The 17,586-nt window shown below is 69.2% G+C and carries 17 protein-coding genes; 8 read left to right on the top strand and 9 right to left on the bottom strand.

The window, feature by feature from the left end; genetic code table 11:
- Nucleotides 1–298: 298 nt before the first annotated feature.
- Together WMF33_RS49015 and WMF33_RS49010 are read right to left on the bottom strand one after the other, a co-directional pair.
- Entirely contained in the window at nt 299–3,025 is a 2,727-nt protein-coding gene (locus WMF33_RS49015; protein WP_437335019.1) for a tetratricopeptide repeat protein, read from the bottom strand.
- Nucleotides 3,022–4,206: an AAA family ATPase gene (locus tag WMF33_RS49010; RefSeq protein WP_437335018.1), complete on the bottom strand. Its 1,185-nt coding sequence runs from the start codon at nt 4,204–4,206 to the stop codon at nt 3,022–3,024. The genes WMF33_RS49015 and WMF33_RS49010 overlap by 4 nt, the downstream gene beginning before the upstream one ends.
- Before the next feature lie 256 nt (nt 4,207–4,462).
- Here WMF33_RS49010 and WMF33_RS49005 point away from each other — a divergent pair, with 256 nt between their 5' ends.
- From WMF33_RS49005 to WMF33_RS48995, 3 genes are all read left to right on the top strand, one after another.
- Complete coding sequence (locus WMF33_RS49005) at nt 4,463–4,687, top strand: hypothetical protein (protein ID WP_437335017.1); 225 nt, start codon at nt 4,463–4,465, stop codon at nt 4,685–4,687.
- A 358-nt stretch (nt 4,688–5,045) separates the two neighbouring features.
- Nucleotides 5,046–5,708 carry a hypothetical protein gene (locus tag WMF33_RS49000; RefSeq protein WP_437335016.1) on the top strand — a complete coding sequence of 221 codons (663 nt, stop codon included), beginning with the start codon at nt 5,046–5,048 and terminating at the stop codon, nt 5,706–5,708.
- 48 nt (nt 5,709–5,756) lie between these two features.
- Entirely contained in the window at nt 5,757–6,623 is an 867-nt protein-coding gene (locus tag WMF33_RS48995; protein ID WP_437335015.1) for a helix-turn-helix domain-containing protein, read from the top strand.
- A 24-nt stretch (nt 6,624–6,647) separates the two neighbouring features.
- On the opposite strand, the gene WMF33_RS48990 is transcribed toward WMF33_RS48995, so the two are convergent.
- A complete protein-coding gene (locus WMF33_RS48990) occupies nt 6,648–7,475 on the bottom strand; it encodes a toll/interleukin-1 receptor domain-containing protein (protein ID WP_437335014.1) in 828 nt (275 codons plus the stop codon).
- Between the two features lie 334 nt (nt 7,476–7,809).
- Between WMF33_RS48990 and WMF33_RS48985 the strand changes: the two genes are divergently transcribed.
- The 3 genes from WMF33_RS48985 to WMF33_RS48975 all read left to right on the top strand — a co-directional run bounded on the left by WMF33_RS48985 (nt 7,810) and on the right by WMF33_RS48975 (nt 10,167).
- Nucleotides 7,810–8,859, top strand: coding sequence for a methyltransferase (locus WMF33_RS48985; RefSeq protein WP_437335013.1), 1,050 nt, complete (start codon nt 7,810–7,812; stop codon nt 8,857–8,859).
- 48 nt (nt 8,860–8,907) lie between these two features.
- Nucleotides 8,908–9,309, top strand: coding sequence for an MmcQ/YjbR family DNA-binding protein (locus WMF33_RS48980; protein ID WP_437335012.1), 402 nt, complete (start codon nt 8,908–8,910; stop codon nt 9,307–9,309).
- Between the two features lie 243 nt (nt 9,310–9,552).
- Nucleotides 9,553–10,167: a hypothetical protein gene (locus WMF33_RS48975; protein ID WP_437335011.1), complete on the top strand. Its 615-nt coding sequence runs from the start codon at nt 9,553–9,555 to the stop codon at nt 10,165–10,167.
- A 17-nt stretch (nt 10,168–10,184) separates the two neighbouring features.
- On the opposite strand, the gene WMF33_RS48970 is transcribed toward WMF33_RS48975, so the two are convergent.
- From WMF33_RS48970 to WMF33_RS48955, 4 genes are read right to left on the bottom strand one after another with little or no spacing between them, the layout of a single operon-like run.
- Entirely contained in the window at nt 10,185–11,351 is a 1,167-nt protein-coding gene (locus WMF33_RS48970) for an NADH-quinone oxidoreductase subunit D (RefSeq protein WP_061622403.1), read from the bottom strand.
- Nucleotides 11,348–11,896 (bottom strand): NADH-quinone oxidoreductase subunit C, encoded by a 549-nt coding sequence (locus WMF33_RS48965; RefSeq protein WP_437335010.1) that lies wholly within the window; start codon nt 11,894–11,896, stop codon nt 11,348–11,350. Before WMF33_RS48965 ends, WMF33_RS48970 begins: the two co-directional genes overlap by 4 nt.
- A gap of 49 nt (nt 11,897–11,945) precedes the next feature.
- Nucleotides 11,946–12,494 carry an NADH-quinone oxidoreductase subunit NuoB gene (gene nuoB / locus WMF33_RS48960; protein WP_437335009.1) on the bottom strand — a complete coding sequence of 183 codons (549 nt, stop codon included), beginning with the start codon at nt 12,492–12,494 and terminating at the stop codon, nt 11,946–11,948.
- Nucleotides 12,491–12,997 carry an NADH-quinone oxidoreductase subunit A gene (locus tag WMF33_RS48955; RefSeq protein ID WP_437335008.1) on the bottom strand — a complete coding sequence of 169 codons (507 nt, stop codon included), beginning with the start codon at nt 12,995–12,997 and terminating at the stop codon, nt 12,491–12,493. The genes nuoB and WMF33_RS48955 overlap by 4 nt, the downstream gene beginning before the upstream one ends.
- Nucleotides 12,998–13,225: 228 nt before the next feature.
- Here WMF33_RS48955 and WMF33_RS48950 point away from each other — a divergent pair, with 228 nt between their 5' ends.
- Together WMF33_RS48950 and WMF33_RS48945 are read left to right on the top strand one after the other, a co-directional pair.
- Entirely contained in the window at nt 13,226–14,050 is an 825-nt protein-coding gene (locus WMF33_RS48950) for an undecaprenyl-diphosphate phosphatase (RefSeq protein ID WP_437335007.1), read from the top strand.
- Nucleotides 14,051–14,116: 66 nt separating this feature from the next.
- Nucleotides 14,117–15,250 carry a mannose-1-phosphate guanylyltransferase gene (locus WMF33_RS48945; RefSeq protein WP_437335006.1) on the top strand — a complete coding sequence of 378 codons (1,134 nt, stop codon included), beginning with the start codon at nt 14,117–14,119 and terminating at the stop codon, nt 15,248–15,250.
- A gap of 16 nt (nt 15,251–15,266) precedes the next feature.
- Here WMF33_RS48945 and rsmI read toward each other — a convergent pair whose 3' ends face one another.
- A complete protein-coding gene (gene rsmI / locus WMF33_RS48940) occupies nt 15,267–16,145 on the bottom strand; it encodes a 16S rRNA (cytidine(1402)-2'-O)-methyltransferase (RefSeq protein ID WP_437335005.1) in 879 nt (292 codons plus the stop codon).
- A gap of 3 nt (nt 16,146–16,148) precedes the next feature.
- Nucleotides 16,149–17,444, bottom strand: a complete 1,296-nt coding sequence (locus tag WMF33_RS48935) for an RNA polymerase factor sigma-32 (protein WP_437335004.1) — start codon at nt 17,442–17,444, stop codon at nt 16,149–16,151.
- Nucleotides 17,445–17,586 lie beyond the last annotated feature (142 nt).

The raw sequence follows: 17,586 nt of genomic DNA, 5'->3' as shown, positions 1-17,586 counted from the left end.
GGCGCGCGCGCCTCGCGCACCTGCGGCAGCACCTCCTGCTGGTACCGCATCGCTCAAGTTCGTCCCTGGTCGCGCGGAAGGTCTTACCGAACTGTCCGGCCCCCGGCGAAGGTGTTCGCCACGCGGGTTGGGAGATCGCCAACAGGTTGCGCCAGATGCGTGTGCTGTCGTCCATCGACACTTTCGACGTGGTTTTCTACGCGGCGCAGGGGATCGACGAAAGTATACGGTTACCGGACGCCTACAGGCATCTCGTGTCAGAAGCCCACCCCGCACCGGGATGAAAGGGTTCACTCGCTCACGTCATATTACCACTGCTTATGAGACGTTTCGTACGCTTGCTCCGAGTGGACGGAGCTTTCCTCCGCGGAGCTGCCTTCGCGACCGCCTCAGCGCTAACATAAGTGCGTGGCTGCTGTGCGAAGGTATCTAGGAGGAGGGACCGCTGCTCTAGCGGCAGGTCGAGGAGGTCAGCAACATTTAGTGTCCGGCTGTACCGCGCCGCAGCGCCGAGCATTTTGAGCGGCAATTCGCACTCAGGAAGATCACGGAGCGCGCTCGTGAGGATCGGGAGCGCCTCATCCCACGCTTCGGCACGTAGGTTGGCTTGGCCCGAAAATTGATTTACAAGACGCATGAGGGCGTCGCCAAGGAGTTCGTCGAGCCCAGGCTTCTCCAACGTCAAACGCGCCTCGACGATCTGCTTGGCCATCTCTAGCGGACCGCGCTCAGCAGCTTCCATCAGCATCATAGCCGCGAGGACGCCCACCGGCTCAAAATCTCCACCCCCGAACTGGCCAGCCGCTTTGCCGATCGAGGCCAGCGACATCGCTAGATACTCTGCTCCAACCTGAAATCCGTGCGCTCCGCTCTTCGCTAGACAGGCCAGTAGGACGCCGTCATGATCATGGGGTACCCGCTCAAGGAGGCTCAATGCAGCACGCTCGGCGTCGTCGAAGCGACCCAAGTTCATCAGGGCTTTACCTTTCACATAGAGCCCATGCCAATGCGTTGGATCAATAGCAAGAAGCCGTTCTTCATTGACGACAACGTCCTCGTATCTACGGAGAGCACTTAGAATAGTTCCTTGAAAGCAGAGGTCGGCAACACATTGAGGATCGAGGCGGAGCGCCCGCCTGATAATCTTCAGCGCCTCTTCATACTTGCCCTGGCCGAACAGTGCACGAGAAGTAACTGCTGACGCAGCGTGCGCGTGCCGTTTGTGGCTGAGCAGCATGCGCGCTGCCGTCTCCGCTTCGACAAAACGGCCGAGCGACAAGAAAGCCCAAGCTTTCTGTTCGAACGAATGTAGGTGGTTCGGATCGAGCCGCAGTGCGACATCCTCGTTACGTATCACATCCTCATACCGCTCGAGTGCCATGAGGATTGAACCGCGAAAACAAAGATATGGCGAATAACCAGGCTTGATCACCATGGCACGCTCAATTTCAGAGAGCGCCTCCTCATAACGCTTCGCGCGAAAGAGCAACTCCGCATGTTGAGCAGCAAGGCGGCAACTTTGTGGATAGTGCGCAATAGCAGCCTCGACGCGACTCGTAGCCTCCTCGTCTTTACCCAATTTACATAGCGCACTCACACACAAAGTATGATATTCCTCGCGATTTTCTTCGTCGGACAATCGTGCATATGCCTCGGCTTGCCCAACGTAGTCACCGCTCGCGGCGCAACGGAGCCCTTCCTCTTCCAATGCTTTCAGCACTGGCTCGTGCGGCAGGGCCGAGTATTCTTTCAACGCCATCTCTATGTGTAGCCTATCCACATGACGCTCCGGCACACCGGAGCTGCAAATGTCGCGGAGGCGCAACGTGAGCTCTCGCGCCGTGAACCACTCACGCAGAAACCGCACAAAAAGCCTCAAATATGCTGTCTTGTTGTCCTTCACCTCGACGCAAATCCGCATCAATGGCTCGGCAACCTCGTAGTACGTTGAGCGGCCGCTTCGGATAGACTGGACGAAGCCGAGCTTCGCAAGCTCTCCTAGCTGCTTTGCGGCCGTCTGTTGCGAGATGAGACATCTCTGCGCGATGAGTTTCACCATCGCTGGTTTTTCATGCCGACTAAGGAATTCAACAAGCTTGCGCTGCTGCGGCGCGAGTGGCCGCATGCGGTCCTGGTAATACGGCGTTAGATCGTCCACCATCCGCATGAATGGTTTGATAAGATCATCGATCGACTCTCGATCGAGGAACTCAGACATGATCACATAGACACGGTGATTGCCGCCCGCTAGGTGGTGGATCGCGCGGACCCGCGCGCGCCCCATAGGCGTGCCCAATATGTTGGCAAGTTCGTGGTGCCCATCGACCTCGGCCTTCCTCTTCAAGAGCTGCACCGCCATCTCGAAGTCGAGCTTCTCCAATTTCCGCTCGGTAAAGAACCCATAGAAGGGCGATGTCTGGAGCTGCACGCCCGCGAACAGTGCCGGCGTAGTCGCGAGGATAGTCCAGAACGGGTGCTCCTGAATGAACGCTCGCCATCGCTTTTGGCCCTCCTCGCCCAATCCCGTGAAGATGTCGACGAGGTTCTCGCAGAGCAGTAGGAGAGTGTCCCTACCGACAGCCTCGAGGAGGAGCGACTGCGCGACCTCCAGCGCGAGAGTAGGATCTTTCTCGTGGGTCTGATAGATACGCTCTATCCTATCGTCGAGTTCCTTTTCTCTGCCGCCAGACGCGAGCGCGTTGAGGATCCGGACCAGCAGATCCAAGAACGAGGCCACCCCCCACTCTTCTTCGTTGAGATAGGCGATCTTCAGCTTCTTCCGTGCAGCTTCATACTGTGGATCGGTCATCAACCGGTGGTGCAGGAGGGCGACGAAGTGAGTCTTGCCGACACCCCGGGGGCCCACGAGCAGAATATAGTGCTTTCCACTGCCCGTAGCAGAGGCGGCGATGCGCTTCAGAACGTCGGAGAGCGTCTTCTCCCGCCCGACGAACAGCGCTTCGAGCGCCTGTGGCATCATGTTACCAGGGCTATACTTCGATGAGGTGACGAGGGCGCGGGTCATAGACGATGCTTCTGCCACCAGCGCTTGACCAGCGGCCAACGGAAGTCGTAGGAAGAGGTTTTCTTGTCGATGATCCGCACGAGACACAGGTCTTGACAGAGGAGTCGGGAGACCTCGCGGACATCCTCGGCGGTCGGTGTCTCGGCGTGATGGGCGAGCGCCTTGACGATCGCGGCAAGGCGCATAGGCCGATCCTTCTCGGCGATCGCGTCGAGAATCGCGAGCGCTATCGTCGCATGACGCTTATCGTAGTAGATCTTGATCCGCTCGACGTTCCAATGAAAGTGGCCTGGGTCGTTCGGGGCGAGAACCAGTTCGTCCACCGCGACGTCGACATCGCTTGGGACCGGGATACGATCGAGCTGACTGAGGCGGTCTATGACGTGCTGGAGGTAGAAGGGGAAACCACCGACGGCCTCGAATATCTTCTGCTCCATGGGAACGAAACGGTCGGGTCGGTCCACCTGGGGATCGATATCCCGGAGAAGTTCGGTGATGAGGGTGAACGCGTCGCCAGTTGACATCGGCGGCACCACCTCGTCGAGCATATCGTTCATCGGTGCGTTGGCGTTACCCGCCGCGCGTAGCGACTGTAGCACCAAGTGCAAGCCGATGGACCCGGTCAACAGGAAACGTAGCCGGTCGGGGTGAGTCTGCCGGAGGTGGCGAAGGAGATCTAGCAACTGGATGGCGCTGTCAGCTCCTTGACGTGCCTTGATGTTGTGGATCATCAGCGGGAACTCGTCCCAGATCAGCACCAGGCGATTTTCCGGGCCGATGGCCTTCAAGGTGTCGGTGATCGCGCTGGTGAGGAGCGCCTTCCAATTCCTCTCTATGTCCGGTAGGTCGACGTTCTTGATCTGCTTCGGTGCCCATGCTTCCCAAACCTCGAGAGCGCTCGCCTTGAACTTCCCGAGCCGGTCGAGCTGGTCACGCACGGCTCTGTGGAACGTTCGCACGAGCTCGCTGAGACTATGGACAGCCTCAAGCTCCTGGTAGACCGTCACGAAGCCATCGCGCCCGAGCGCGTGCATCTTCTTGACAATGTGCGTCTTCCCGATGCGGCGCTCCCCGCCGAGCACGAGCCCCTGACGCGCCAGGACGGACCAGTACCGCGCGATCTCGGTCTCACGACCGATGATCTCGTCAACTCCAAGTGAGCCGCCGGGATTGATCCTCATCGCGTACTCCTTATACGACAGAACTGACGTACGTCAAGGTTGACGTACGATCCATCAACGGTGATGGCGGCGGGCGAGGCGGCGAGCGAGCTAAGGCTAGCGGGGAGGGACCAGCCTCATGGGAAGGTGGGCGTTCGCAGCTTCTCCTCTTCCCGAGCCTCGCCGTCGATCACCCCTGTACGGGCGTTCCGGTTCGTTCCCCGCGTGCCGCTCGCGGTTCGGGGTCTTCGATCAGCACGGCAACGTGGCCGAGATCATGACCCGCCGCGATCGGGACGACGGCAAGCTGTACAGCCAGCTCAAGGGGAGCGCCTGGTTCTACGTCGAGGTCGCCCGCGCGCACGACGCCCCCCGGCCGAAGGGGCAGGAGACGTATCCCGATCACTGCTCCTTCAGCCCGCGCTGGCACGTGGAGCCGATGGAGAACGCCTGGCACGTGAATTACCACCTCGGGTTCAGGTGCTGTAAGACGGTCCACTGAGGCGCCCCTGCCCGAGCGCCTGAGCAGGGCCCCCTACGCCCGCGCCGACGGTCCGCCCGCGTGGGGCCCACGTGGGGGCTCATGGGCGAACAGCACACCTCCGATGCGGCCGAAAGCGGCGTGGTTCCCGGCGCTTCCAAAAACGGCTCAACAAAATGCACCCGAGTGGGCGATAGCCCACCTTATTTTCCGCGCTCACTCGGCGTCTTTTCTCTCGCGAAGACGCGATGACGTTGCTATCCGTATCCACATGATGAAGAGAGCCAGTCTCCTCGTGACGCTTAGTGGTGTCTCCGTCTCTGGTCTTTTCTTCGGGTGTAATCATGACGAGTCGCTCGGCGCCGCCTCGCAGGCGCTCGTGGCCGAGTGCGTCGATCCGGGCGGCGCGATCCCGGAGGGCGAGTGGGCGTGCGGCGACGAGCGGGTCGTCGAGTGCACGACGCACCGGGGCGCCTACGTCGAGACCATCTACGCGCAGCTGTCGGAGGGCACCTGCGCCGACACGAGCGTGGCTGTCTCCGCGGAGGGGCCGTTCGCCCTGGGGACGCACGAGATCGTCGTGACCGCGGAGGCGGAGGTCGCGGTGTCGCTCTGCGCCTCGGAGCTCGTGGTCGTCGACACGGTCGCGCCGGTGCTCTCCGACCGGCGCCCCGAGCTCTGGCCGCCGAACCACTCGTTCCACACCATCTCGGTGGACGACTGCGTGGCGGTCGAGGACGCCTGTGACGACGAGGTCGAGGTGACGTTCACCTATGCGGCGAGCGACGAGCCGCGGAACGACACGGGCGACGGCAACACCGAGGTGGACATCATGAACCTCGGCTGCGGCTCGGTCGACCTCCTCGCGGAGCGGAAGGGCAACGGCGACGCGCGCGTCTACACGCTCGGCGTCCGGGCGGTCGACGCGTCGGGCAACGTGACCGAGGGCGAGTGCCACGTGATCGTGCCCCACGATCAGGGCGGCAAGGCGCCGGTCGACAGCGGGATCGCCTACCGGGAGGAGGCGCCCGCCTGCGACTGAGGCGCGCGGCTGGATCGCGCCCGCGCCGAGGGGTAGCCTTGCCCCTCGATGCAAGCGCTGGCTCAGCGCGCGCGGATCGCGCGCGGCACGTCCGGTGAGAGCCGCTGGGAGATGGCGACCCGGCCCCCGGCGCCGCGCCTCCGCCCCTACCTCCGCGACTACTGCGGTTACACGGAGGAGACGCCTGGGCCGCTGCGGCGGGCCGAGTTCCCGATGCCGCAGGTCGTCGTCATCATCGAGTTCGGGCCGCCGCTTCGCGTGTTCGACGCCGGGAGCGATCGCCGCCACGCGTCGTACCCGGGCGGCTTCGTCGCGGGGCTCGACGACAGCTTCACGGTCACCGAGCACGACGGCCTCCAGCGCGGGATCCAGGTGAACCTCACCCCCATCGGGGCGCGGCTCCTCTTCGGCGTACCGATGGCGGAGCTCACCGGGCGCGTGATCTCCGCGCGCGATCTCCTGCCGAGGAAGCACGCCCACCTGGCCGAGCGCCTCGAGGAGCTCCCCACCTGGGACGCGCGCTTCGACCTGATCGAGCGCGCGCTCGGCGAGCGCGTCGACGAGGCGCGGCACGCGCTCGGCGTGGTGCCGTGGGCGCTCCGGCGGATCGAGGAGCGCGGGGGCGCGGTCGACATGCGGGCGCTCGCGCGCGAGCTCGGCTACAGCCAGAAGCACGTGATCGACCTGTTCCGCGAGCACGTCGGCGTCCCCCCCAAGCTCCTCGCCCGCCTCGTGCGCTTCGAGCGCCTGGTGCAGCACCTCAAGGCAGGCGCCTCCGGGACCTGGGCCGAGCTCGCGCAGCGGTTCGGCTACTACGACCAGGCGCACCTCGCGCGGGACGTGAAGCAGTTCACCGGGACGACCCCGACCAAGGCCCGCGCCGCGCTGATCGAGCTCTCCGGCATGAGCCCGTGATCCCTCGCCGCGCACGCCGTGTCGCTAGGGCCTGCGCGGCGGCCGCGGCTCCGGCTCGCCGACGGTCACGGTCCTCGGCGGCGGGATCCGCGGTCGCGCCGTCGGTCCCGCGTCTGCCGGCCCCGCGTCCGCCGTCGCCGCGCCTGCCGGCTGACCTGCCGTGGTGAATCGCTCGATGAAGAGCGCGAGCGCCGCGACCGGGCCGAGCGCGAGGATGGCAATCAGCGCGCGAGCCGCCGTCGAGGCCCTGGAGCTGCCGCGCTGTCGTGCGGGCGGGGCGCCGCCGGTCCCAGCCGCGGGCAGGGTCGCAGCGCCGGGGGACGTGTCGAGTGTCCTCTCCGTGCGTGCCGCGTGAGCCGGTTCGCTCGTGTCCATCAGGGTCGGCGCGGCGCTCCTGTGCGCGCAGTCGGCGATGGCGGCCCGGATCGCGAGCGTCACGGAGGTCCACGCCTCGCTCTCGCGCTTCCACGACATCACGGGGACGCGGTTGGGGGGCAGCGGCGCCAGGGCGGAGAACGGCGTACCCTCCCAGTCGCACGCGTCGAGGAGGATGGGGATGACCCGCGCCCGCCCGGCGTTGTGGCGCCCGAGCGCCCGTTCCATCTCTCGCCACTGCGCGTCGGCGGCGAGATAATCAACGCTGACGAGAAGGACGATGAGGTGAGCCGCGTCGAGGCGAGCCGCGAGCTCGGCCTCCCGATCGCTGCCGACCCCGACGCGCCCGGTATGCCAGGTGCGGACTTTCCCTTCGCGCTTCAGGGCCGACAGGTGCTTTCTGAGCACGTCCTTCTGCTTCTCGTTCGCGGCTGCATGCGAGATGAAGACGTCGATCGGTAGAGGCGCAGGAAACACGAGGATAGCGTATCAGGAAGGAGCCAGGCGGACGAGCGGAGCGGCCTTGTTCAGAGTATTTCCTTACCGTCCAGATCCTGGCGAGTCTGTACATCGAGGAACGCCGCCGCCGAGGTGCAGGGCTTACCGGCCGGGATCCGTCCTGTGCACGCATATCAATGGCTTCGGAGATGTGCGATCCGTCGTCACCCCCCGAGCTCCCGACGACGGCGGTGGCTCGCGACGGTTCGGCACGGCAGATTCGCGATCGGCGGCCCGGCAGGGGGCGAGGTAAAATCTTTACAATACCCCCGGCGTCGCGCTCCCCAAGGTAGGCCCCGAAGGAGCGAACACCATGTCGAGCGCGTCTCCCACGAATCTGCCCCCTGCCGTCCGCCTCAACCAGATGATCATGAGCCTCTGGGTGCCGCAGGTCATCCACGCGGCCGCGGAGCTCGGCGTCGCCGACGTCCTCGCCGACGGGCCGCTCCCGAGCGGCGCGGTCGCGGCGCGGCTCGGCACGCACCCCGACGCGACGGAGCGCCTGCTCCGGGCCCTCGTCACGCTCGATCTGCTCGCCCCCCGCGGGGACCGCTTCGAGCTCACCGAGATGGGGCGATGCCTCGAGACGAGCTCCCCGAGCTCGCGGCGCGCGTGGTCCCGGCTCATGGGCGGGGCGGGCGTGTGGAAGGCCTGGGGCCGCTTGACCGACTGCGTCCGCACCGGCCGGATGGCGTGGGGCGCCGGAGGCGCGGCGACGCCGTCCGGGACCGAGCACTTCGACGAGATGGGGCGCGACCCGGCCGCCGCCGCCATCTTCCACCAGGCGATGGTGGAGCTCACCCGCGGGGTCGCGCCCGGCATCGTCGGGGCCGCCGATCTGCGCGGCGCGCGCCGGGTGGTCGACGTGGGCGGCGGCTACGGCGCGCTGCTCTGCGCGATCCTGGAGGCCCACCCCGGCGTGGAGGGGGTCGTCTTCGATCTCGAGCACGCGCGCGAGGGGGCGCTCCAGCTGTTCGCGTCGCGCGGCGTCGCCGCCCGCGCCTCCTTCGTCGCGGGGAGCTGCTTCGACGCGGCGCCGCCGGCCGCCGACGTCTACGTGCTCAAGAGCGTGATCCACGACTGGGACGACGCCCGGAGCCTCACGATCCTGGGCAAGTGCCGCGAGGCGATGGACGGCGCGGCGCGCCTGCTCGTCGTGGAGCCGCCCGCCCCCGCCCAGCGCGGGAACGCGGCGCTCGAGTGGGTCCTCACGTTCAGCGACATCAACATGCTCGTGAACACGGGAGGGCGCGAGCGCACCGAGGCCGAGTACCGCGCGCTGCTCGAGGCCGCCGGGCTCTCCGTGAAGGGCGTGCGCGAGACGCCGAGCTTCTACCGGATCTTCGAGGCGGCGCGGGCCTGAGATACCTTCACGAGCGCGACCCATCCCCCCTTGCCGAGGTGCATCGCCGTGGTCTCTTCCGACGAACTTCGAACGCTCGCCCTGTCGCTGCCCGAGGCCGAGGTGCAGGACCACTTCGGCAAGCCGTCGTTCCGCGTGCGGGGGAAGATCTTCGCGACCCACTGGGTGGCGCAGGAGCATGCGGTCCTGAAGCTGTCGCTGGAGGAGCAGGACAGCCTGGTGCGGGCGCAGCCCGACGTCTTCTCGGTGACGCCGTGGGGACACCAGGGCTGGACGCGGGTGGAGCTCCGTCGCGTCGACCCGGCGCTCCTGGAGGAGCTGCTCGTGGGGGCCTGGCGCCGCGTGGCGCCGAAGCGCGTGGCCGCGCAGCGGGACGCGGGCCGCAGCGTGGAACCGGCGGCGACGCCGGGGGCTCCCTCACGCCCGCGGAGACGCGCGCGCGCGACGTGACGGACGCCGGGACGCGCGGCGCGGAGGGAGACGGAGAGCGCCTCGGCCGCGCGCGGCGATGCCGGCGCCGGAGGGCGCTGTCTTTTTTTCCGACGGGGAAGGAAAAATCGATCGGGGTCGTAGTATGTTCACGCGCCGCGCGCCTGCCGGGTCGACGATTCAGCCCGTTCGCTTCCTTCGACGGAGCCGTCCTCCAGCGCCGCGCGGACTCTCAGGTGAACATTCTCGATGATGGAGCGCTCGATGACACGGATGAAGGTTCTTGGGATGCTGATGGTGGGGCTCGCGCTCGTGGCGTGCGGCGATGATGGCGAGGAGGGCACGTCGGGCCCCGGCGGCACCAGCAGCACCAGCGGCACCGGCACCGGCGGCGACGGCGGCACGGACGGCACCGGCGGCAACGGCGGCACGGACGGCACCGGCGGCAACGGCGGCGAGACCGGGGGCGACCTCGACGACAAGCAGCTCGGCGACCTGACGGACGAGGAGGCGCAGGCGGTGTGCGACGCGGTCGCCGCGTCGGCCGCGGACGTCACGAAGGAGGACGCGTGCGAGCTCGTCGGCCTGATCGCCGCCGCCACGCCCGACTCCGGCCTCGACTGCGAGACCGCCAAGGAACAGTGCATCGCCGAGCCCGACGAGCCTGCGGAAGAGGAGTTGTGCACCGCGGAGGACTTCGCGGGGTGCGCCGCCACGGTCGCCGAGTTCAAGGCCTGCACGGACAGCCAGTTCGAGATGATCAAGGCGCTCACGTGCGAGTCGGACCTCGAGTCCTTCAAGCTGCCTCCGGAGTGCGAGGCCGTCGACGAGAAGTGTCCGGAGCTGTTCGGCTCGGATACCGGCGGCGAGGAGCCCTGAGGCTCCCCGCTCGCCCGCTACCGGTCGATCTCGGGCGCCACGACGTCGAAGCTGGCGATGAGCGCCACGAGATCGGCCAAGAATAGCCCCGGGCTCTTGGCCTCGATCATCGCCATCGCGGTGAAGCTCCCGGTCCGGAACCGCGCCCGGTACGCCTCCTCGGCGCCCCGCCCGATCACGTAACACCCCATGTCGCCGCGGGCGCTCTCGATGCGCGCGTAGGCCTCGCCGTCGGGCCTCATCTTCTTGGGCAGCTTGCCCAGGATGTCGTCCTCCGGGTGCTCGTCGATCTTGTCGAGCGCCTGGCGGAGGATCTTCGCCGACTCGCGGCACTCCTCGACCCGCACGTAGAACCGGTCCCAGCAGTCCCCCACCGTCCCGTAGCGCCCGCGGCCCACCGGCACGTCGAACTCGAGCTCCGGGTACACCGAATAGCCGTCTTCCTTGCGGAGATCCCATCGCACGCCGGACGCGCGCAGGTTGGGGCCGACGAGCCCCCAGTCCTTCGCCTCCTCGGCCGTCACCACGGCGACGTTGGCGAGCCGCTTGATGAAGATGTCGTTCAGGCTGATGAGCCGGTCGAACTCGACCATGATCGGCTCGAAGCGGTCGAGCCACCGCCTCACCTTGTCGGCCCACCCCTTCGGCATGTCGAACGAGACGCCGCCGATGCGGTGGTAGTTGAAGGTGAGCCGCGCGCCGCACAGCTCCTCGATGAAATCGTTGACGTGCTCGCGCTCGCGCAGCGCCCACGGGAAGGGGGTGACCGCGCCGACGTCCATGGCCATCGCGCCGAGCGCGATCATGTGGCTGCCGATCCGGTTGAGCTCGCAGGAGATGACGCGCAGGTACTGCGCCCGCTTCGGCACCTCGATGCCCATCAGCTTCTCGCAGGCGCTCGCCCAGGCCTCGTTGGCGAACATCGCGGCGACATAATCGACGCGGTCGGTATAAGGCATGAAGCCGCTGTAGGTGCAGCGCTCGCCGATCTTCTCGATGCTCCGGTGCAGGTAGCCGACGTCCGGCACCGCCTTGCGGATGATCTCGCCGTCCGTCGAGATGACGAAGCGGAGCACCCCGTGGGTCGACGGGTGGTGAGGCCCCATGTTGAGGGTCATCTCGTCGTCGAGGTCGCTCCCCGGGCCGGCGCCCCCGCGGTCGACGCTGAAGATGACCTGGCTCATGTCGCCTCCGACTCCTTCTTCGGCAGCTTGATCTTGAAGAGCTCGACGGGGTTCGGCCGCTGCGTCGGGATGCCGTGGTACTCGGCCTTCTCCTGCCAGTCCTTGCGGAGCGGGTGCCCCTCCCAGTCGTCGGGCAGGAGCAGGCGCCGGAGGTCCGGGTGCCCCTCGAAGCGCACGCCGAGCAGGTCGAAGCACTCGCGCTCCTGCCAGTTCGCGGCCGACCACACGTCGACGAGCGTCGGCATCGCCGGGCCCTCCCGGTCGAGGAACGCCTTGAGGACGACCCGGTGCTTCTTCGCGTACGAATAGATGTGATAGACGACCACGATCTTCTTGAGATCGGGGTAGTCGACCCCGGTGATGCACTCCAGGTAATCGAAATCGAGCTCCGGCGCCTCGCGCAGGTGCTGGCCCACGGCCTGGATCTTCTCCGGCGCGACCTGGAACCAGGCGTCGCGATCCTTCGCGGACACGGGGTGGAGGTCGAAGACCGCGTCTTCGCCGAGCTTCGCCTGGAGCGCCTGGAAGATCTCTTCGGGTGTCATGGGGTGCGGGATCGCGGGACGAGCATGGAGACGAGCACGATAGGGCGGCTCAGCCGCCCTGCGCGCCGCGGCGGCCGAGGGCCCGCTCGCTCTTGATCTTCTCCTGGATCTTCAGGAGCCCTTCGAGGAGCGCCTCGGGGCGCGGGGGGCAGCCGGGCACGTAGACGTCGACGGGGATGATCTGATCCACGCCCTTGCAGACCGAGTAGGCGTACTGGAAGAGGCCGCCGCAGTTCGAGCAGCTGCCCATCGAGATGACGTAGCGGGGCTCCGACATCTGGTCATAGAGGCGCTTCACCCGGGTCGCCATCTTGTACGTCAGCGTCCCCGCGATGATGAAGAGATCGCTCGAGCGGGGGCTCGGCCGCGGGGCCGCGCCGAAACGCTCGAGGTCGCCGCGGGGGCCGCCGGTCTGCATGAGCTCGATGGCGCAGCAGGCCAGGCCGAAGAGCATGTACCAGACGCTGTTCGACCGGCCCCAGTTGAGCAGCCAGTTCACCGTCTGGTCGACGCTCGTCGTGATGACGCCGCCGCCGTCGCTCTCGTACTTCGCCTCCCACCCGCGGGGCGGGGCCATCAGGTTCAGGTTCGATGTCATGACTCCGCACCTCCGTCGGCGGCCGCGGCCGCCGCGACCGGCGCGCCCTCGCCCGCCGCGCCCGCGATCGGCGCGCGCGCCCGAGACCGGCTGCTCACGTTCTGGGCCCCGCGCGGATCGCCCTTGATGGCGCGGATCCAGTCGAGATCGCCCTTCGCCCAGACGTAGGCGAAGCCGAGCATCAGGATGGTCACGAAGAGGAAGATCTCGATCAGCGCGAAGAGGCCGCTGCCCTGGTCGACCCAGCGCTTGAACACCGCCGCGACCGGGTAGATGAAGGCGATCTCGACGTCGAAGACGATGTAGACGAGCGCGATGATGTAAAAACGCGGGTTGAAGTTGAACCACGCGGGCCCGACGGGCGCCTCCCCGCACTCGTACGTCTCGACCTTCTCGGGGTACGGGTTGCTCGGGCGCAGCAGCTTCCCGAACAGCAGAGAGCCGAGGACGAAGCCGATCGCCACCAGGAAGAACGCGGCAACGCTGGCATATGCCATCAACATCGGACGGAACCTCGCTCGGCTCGCCCTCCCTCGCTCCGGGCGAGAGAGCGCCAGATCAGGGGCGGTATGTAGGTGAAAAGATGAAGCGCGGCAAGCCAGCAGACCCGGGAGCGAGCGCGCGCTGAGCCCGCTCCCTCGCGCGTCGGCTCGGGCCGCGCCGGAGGAGGCGGCTCGCGGAGCCGCTGGTCGGGATCGACAGGACGCGCCGCGCTGGGGTATCGGTCGGACGTGGGTCTCGTGGACGTGGCGGTGCTCGCGGCCGTGGACGGGGCGGCGCAGGCGCTGCCCATCTCGGCCACGGGGCACGCCGCGGCGGCGCGGCTCTGGCTCCGCGCGGCCGACGGCGATGGTTGGGCCGCCGCCGCGCAAGCGCTCGCGGCGGCCGCGGCGCTCGCGGTCGCGGCGCGGCGGCGGCTCCTCCGCGCGCTCGGCGAGGGCGCCCGCGCGCTCGGGCGGCCGTCGCTCTTCCGGGCGTCGCCGCCGGCGCGCGACGCGGCGCTGCTCGCGCTGGGCGCCGCCGCGAGCCTGATCGTCGCGGCGGCGCTCCGGCCGTACGTCGCGCGGTGGGGGCAGGATCCGCTCGCGGTGGGGCTCGGCCTGCTCGCGACCGGCGCGACGCTCGCGAGCACCGCGATCGCGCCGCGGCGCGACGGGCGCGACGCGACCGACGCGCCGTCGCTCGTCGGGATGCTCGCGGTCGGCGCGGCGCACGGGGCCGCGGCGCTGCCGGGCGGGTCGCGCGTCGGGGCGGCGCTCGTGCTCCTGCTCTGGCTCGGCGTCCGGCCCGCGCGCGCCGTCGAGCTCGCGCTCGCGCTGAGCATCCCCGCGCTCGCCGCCGCGGCGCTCGCGGAGGCGCCCGCGCTCCGCGCCCCGCCGCCCGGGGCGGGCGCCGCGGCGCTGAGCCTGCTCGCCGCCTTCCTGAGCGCCCTCGCGGCGGCCGCCGCGCTCCGCGCGCTCGCCGAGCGGCGGCGCACCGGCGCGCTCGCGCTGTGGGTCGTCCCGCTCGGCCTCGCGATGGTGGCTTACGCGTACGCGCTGCCGGGCCCCACCTGAGCGGCCCCCTGCCCCGGCGCCGCGTCCCTGCGGTACCCTCCGGCGTGTAACCCTCGACGTTCGCCCATGAGCTCGACCGAGACCCCCGTCCATGTCCTGATCCTCGCCGGCGGCGCGGGCACGCGCTTCTGGCCGGCGTCGCGCGCGGCGCGCCCGAAGCAGCTCCTGCCGCTGCTCGGCGGCGAGCCGCTCATCACCGCGACGGCGCGCCGGGTGCTCCCGCTGTGCGGAGGCGCCGGCTGGGAGCGCATCTGGATCGCGACCGGCCAGCACCTCCTTTCGCCCACGCGGGCCGCGCTGCCCGACGTCTCCGAGCGGCGCCTGCTCGTCGAGCCCGCGCCGCGCAACACGGCGCCGTGCATCGGCTGGGCGGCGGCGACCATCGCGCGCGAGGATCCCGAGGCGGTCGTGGTCGTGCTCCCGAGCGATCATCACATCGCCGACGTGCCGCGGTTCCTCGAGGTGCTGGAGGCCGCCGTCGCCTCGGCCCGGGGCGGCGCGATCACGACCATCGGCATCCGCCCGACGCACGCGGAGACGGGCTTCGGCTACATCGAGGCGGACGGCGCGGACGGCGCCGGGAGCGCGGCGCCCGCGGCGCCCTGCAAAGTGCTGCGCTTCGTCGAGAAGCCGAGCCGCGAGCGCGCCGAGGAGTTCGTGGCGAGCGGCCGCTTCCTCTGGAACGCGGGGATGTTCATCTTCCGCGCGGGCGACATGCGGGCGGCGATCCGCGCCCACCTGCCGGCGCTCGCCGAGGGGCTCGACGAGATCGACCGCGCCGCCGCGCAGGGCGCCGAGGCCGAGGCGGTGCTGCGGGTGTTCCCGCGGCTGCCGGCCGTGAGCGTCGATCACGGCGTGATGGAGCACGTCGCCGGGCTCGCGGTGGTGCCCGGCGATTTCGGCTGGAGCGACGTCGGCAGCTGGCAGAGCGCCTGGGAGCTCGCCGAGAAGGACGAGCGCGGCAACAGCGCGCCCGCGGGGTCGGTGCTCGTCGACGCGCAGGGCAACCACGTGGTCGATCTGCGCGCGCGGTCCGGCGGCGCGCCGGACGATCGCCGGGTGATCGCGCTCGTCGGCGTGGAGGACCTCGTGGTGGTCGAGACCGACGACGCGCTCCTGATCGTGCCGCGCGACCGGGCGCAGGACGTGAAGCGCGTGGTCGACGCCCTCAAGGCGCGGGGGCAGGGGCGGCACACCTGACGGCGCGCCGCCCGCCCTACTCGCGCGGCGAGCCCCGCCGCGCCACCGCCCGCGCGTAGAGCTCGCGCCGCGGGAGCCCGAGCTCGACCGACAGCTCCTCGGCGATGTGCTTCGCCCGCCTCCCCTGGGCGAGCTCGCGGTCGATGCGCGCGTCGAGCTCCTCGTCGCTCGGGCGCGCGCCCTCCGCGGCCGGCTCGGCGGGCGCGAGCACCAGCGTGATCTCGCCGAGCCACTCCCGCTCGAGCGCCGCGAGCTCCTCCACGGTGCCGCCCAGGATCTCCTCGTGCACCTTCGTCAGCTCGCGCGCGACGACCGCGCGGCGGCCGCGCATGCGCTCGGCCAGCTCGGCCAGCGTCTCGCGGAAGCGCCGCGGCGACTCGAACAGCACCACCGCCTCCGGCGTCGACGTGACGAGGGCCAGCGCCTCGCGCCGCTCGCGCCCGCCGCGGGGCAAGAACCCCACGAAGCGGAAGCCCCCGGTCACGAGCCCCGACGCGCTCACCGCGGCCATCACCGCGCTCGGCCCGGGGATCGCCACGACGCGCGCCCCGGCGTCCTTGGCCGCGCGCACGAGCGCCGTCCCCGGATCGCTCACGACCGGCGTGCCGGCGTCGGTCATGAAGGCGATCGACTCGCCCGCCGCGAGCCGCGCGGCCGCCCGCGCGGCGTCCGCCTCGGAGGCGTGCGCGTCGAAGCGGTCGACCGGCTTGCCCGAGACGCCGAGGTGGCCGAGCAGCGCGCGGGCGCGCCGCGTGTCCTCGGCGAGGATCCGGTCCGCCGCGCGCAGCGTCTCGACCGCGCGCAGCGTGATGTCGCCGAGGTTGCCGATCGGCGTCGCCACCACGTAGAGGCACCCGCGATCGCTCGCCCCGCCCTGCTCGCCGACGGTCGACAAGGCCTAGTCCGCTTCGACGGCGTCGCCGAGCTCCTCTTGCAGGTACGTCCGCAGCTTCGACTGGAGCCGCGCCTCGAGCTGGCGCACGCGCTCGCGCGAGATGCCGAACTCGTTGCCGAGCTCCTGGAGCGTGAGCGGATCCTCCGCGGCCATGCGCTTGTCGAAGATGATCACGTCCTTGCCCTTCAGCGTCTCGCGGAACTTCGAGAGCCGGTCGTGGACGAGCATCCCCATCTCGCTCGCCTCGAACGCGCTGTCCGGGCTCGCCCCCGACGAGACGAGCAGCTCGACGCGCGGGATCGTCCGGCCCTCGAGATCGCCGACCGGGGCGTCGAGCGACGCCTCGCCGCTCGCGAGGCGGCGGTCCATGTCGACCACCTCCTTCTCCTCGACCGAGAGGCGCTTCGCGATCTCCGCCGCCGTCGGCTCGATGCCCATCGCCGAGAGCTTCGCCTTCTCCTTGTTGAGGTTGAAGAAGAGCTTCCGCTGCGCCTGCGTCGTGCCGAGCTTCACGAGGCGCCAGTTGTTGAGGATGAAGCGCAGGATGTACGCGCGGATCCACCACGCCGCGTACGAGGAGAGCTTCACGCCGCGGTACGGGTCGTAGCGCTTCACGGCCTGCATCAGGCCGATGTTCCCCTCCTGGATGAGGTCCATGATGTTCTTGTAGGCGCGCCGGTACTCGTACGCGAGCTTGACCACGAGCCGCAGGTTCGCCGTCACGAGCCGCGCGGCGGTCGCGACGTCCTGCGTCTTCGAGTACTTGATCGTCAGCTCCTTCTCCTCGTCCGCCGTGAGCAGCGGGTGGCGCTGCACCTCGCGCAGGTAGGCCTGCAGCGGGTCCGTGCGCGACAGCGCCGCGTCGCCGCCGCGCCCCTCGCCGGCGGCGCCTGCGCGCGCGGCGCGCGGGAGCTCGATGTCGTTCACATCGAGGCTCGCGTCGTCGATGACCTCGCCGACGACCTCCACGACGTCGCCCTCATCGACGTCGCCGGCCGGCGCGGCGCCGCTCTCGGGCGGGGCGTCTCCCTCGTCCTCGTCGTCGCGCGCGCCGTCGTCGTCGCTGGCCGCGGGCTGCGCCTCGGCGCGCGCGCCGCCGGCGTTCTTCGCCGCGGAGCGCGCGCGGCGCTTCGCGGCGGGCCGGGGGGCCGCGCCCGCGACCTCGTCCGTGCCCGCGCTCCGGTCCGCGCCTTCGTCCTCCGGCTCGGGCAGCGGGCCCGCCTCCGCGGCCCCCGCGGGCTGCGGCGCACCGGTCCCCTTCGTTCGCTTCGTTCGCGGCTCGCTCTTGCTCTTCGCCACCAGGACCTCGTCCTCGAAGTTCTAGTACAGGCCCGCCGCACCGCGCCACCTGCGCCGGCGCGCAGGCACCTCGCGATCCGAGGCTACCCGCTCCGCGATCCGCAGGTAAGCAGGTATGGAAGAGAGCGCGCGGGCTCGGAGA

Origin of the sequence: Sorangium sp. So ce394 (assembly GCF_051474665.1) — a bacterium.
Classification (GTDB): Bacteria; Myxococcota_A; Polyangia; order Polyangiales; family Polyangiaceae; genus Sorangium; species Sorangium cellulosum_D.
Note: the sequence above shows the minus strand (reverse complement) of the source record. Positions and strands in the feature narration are given on the sequence as shown.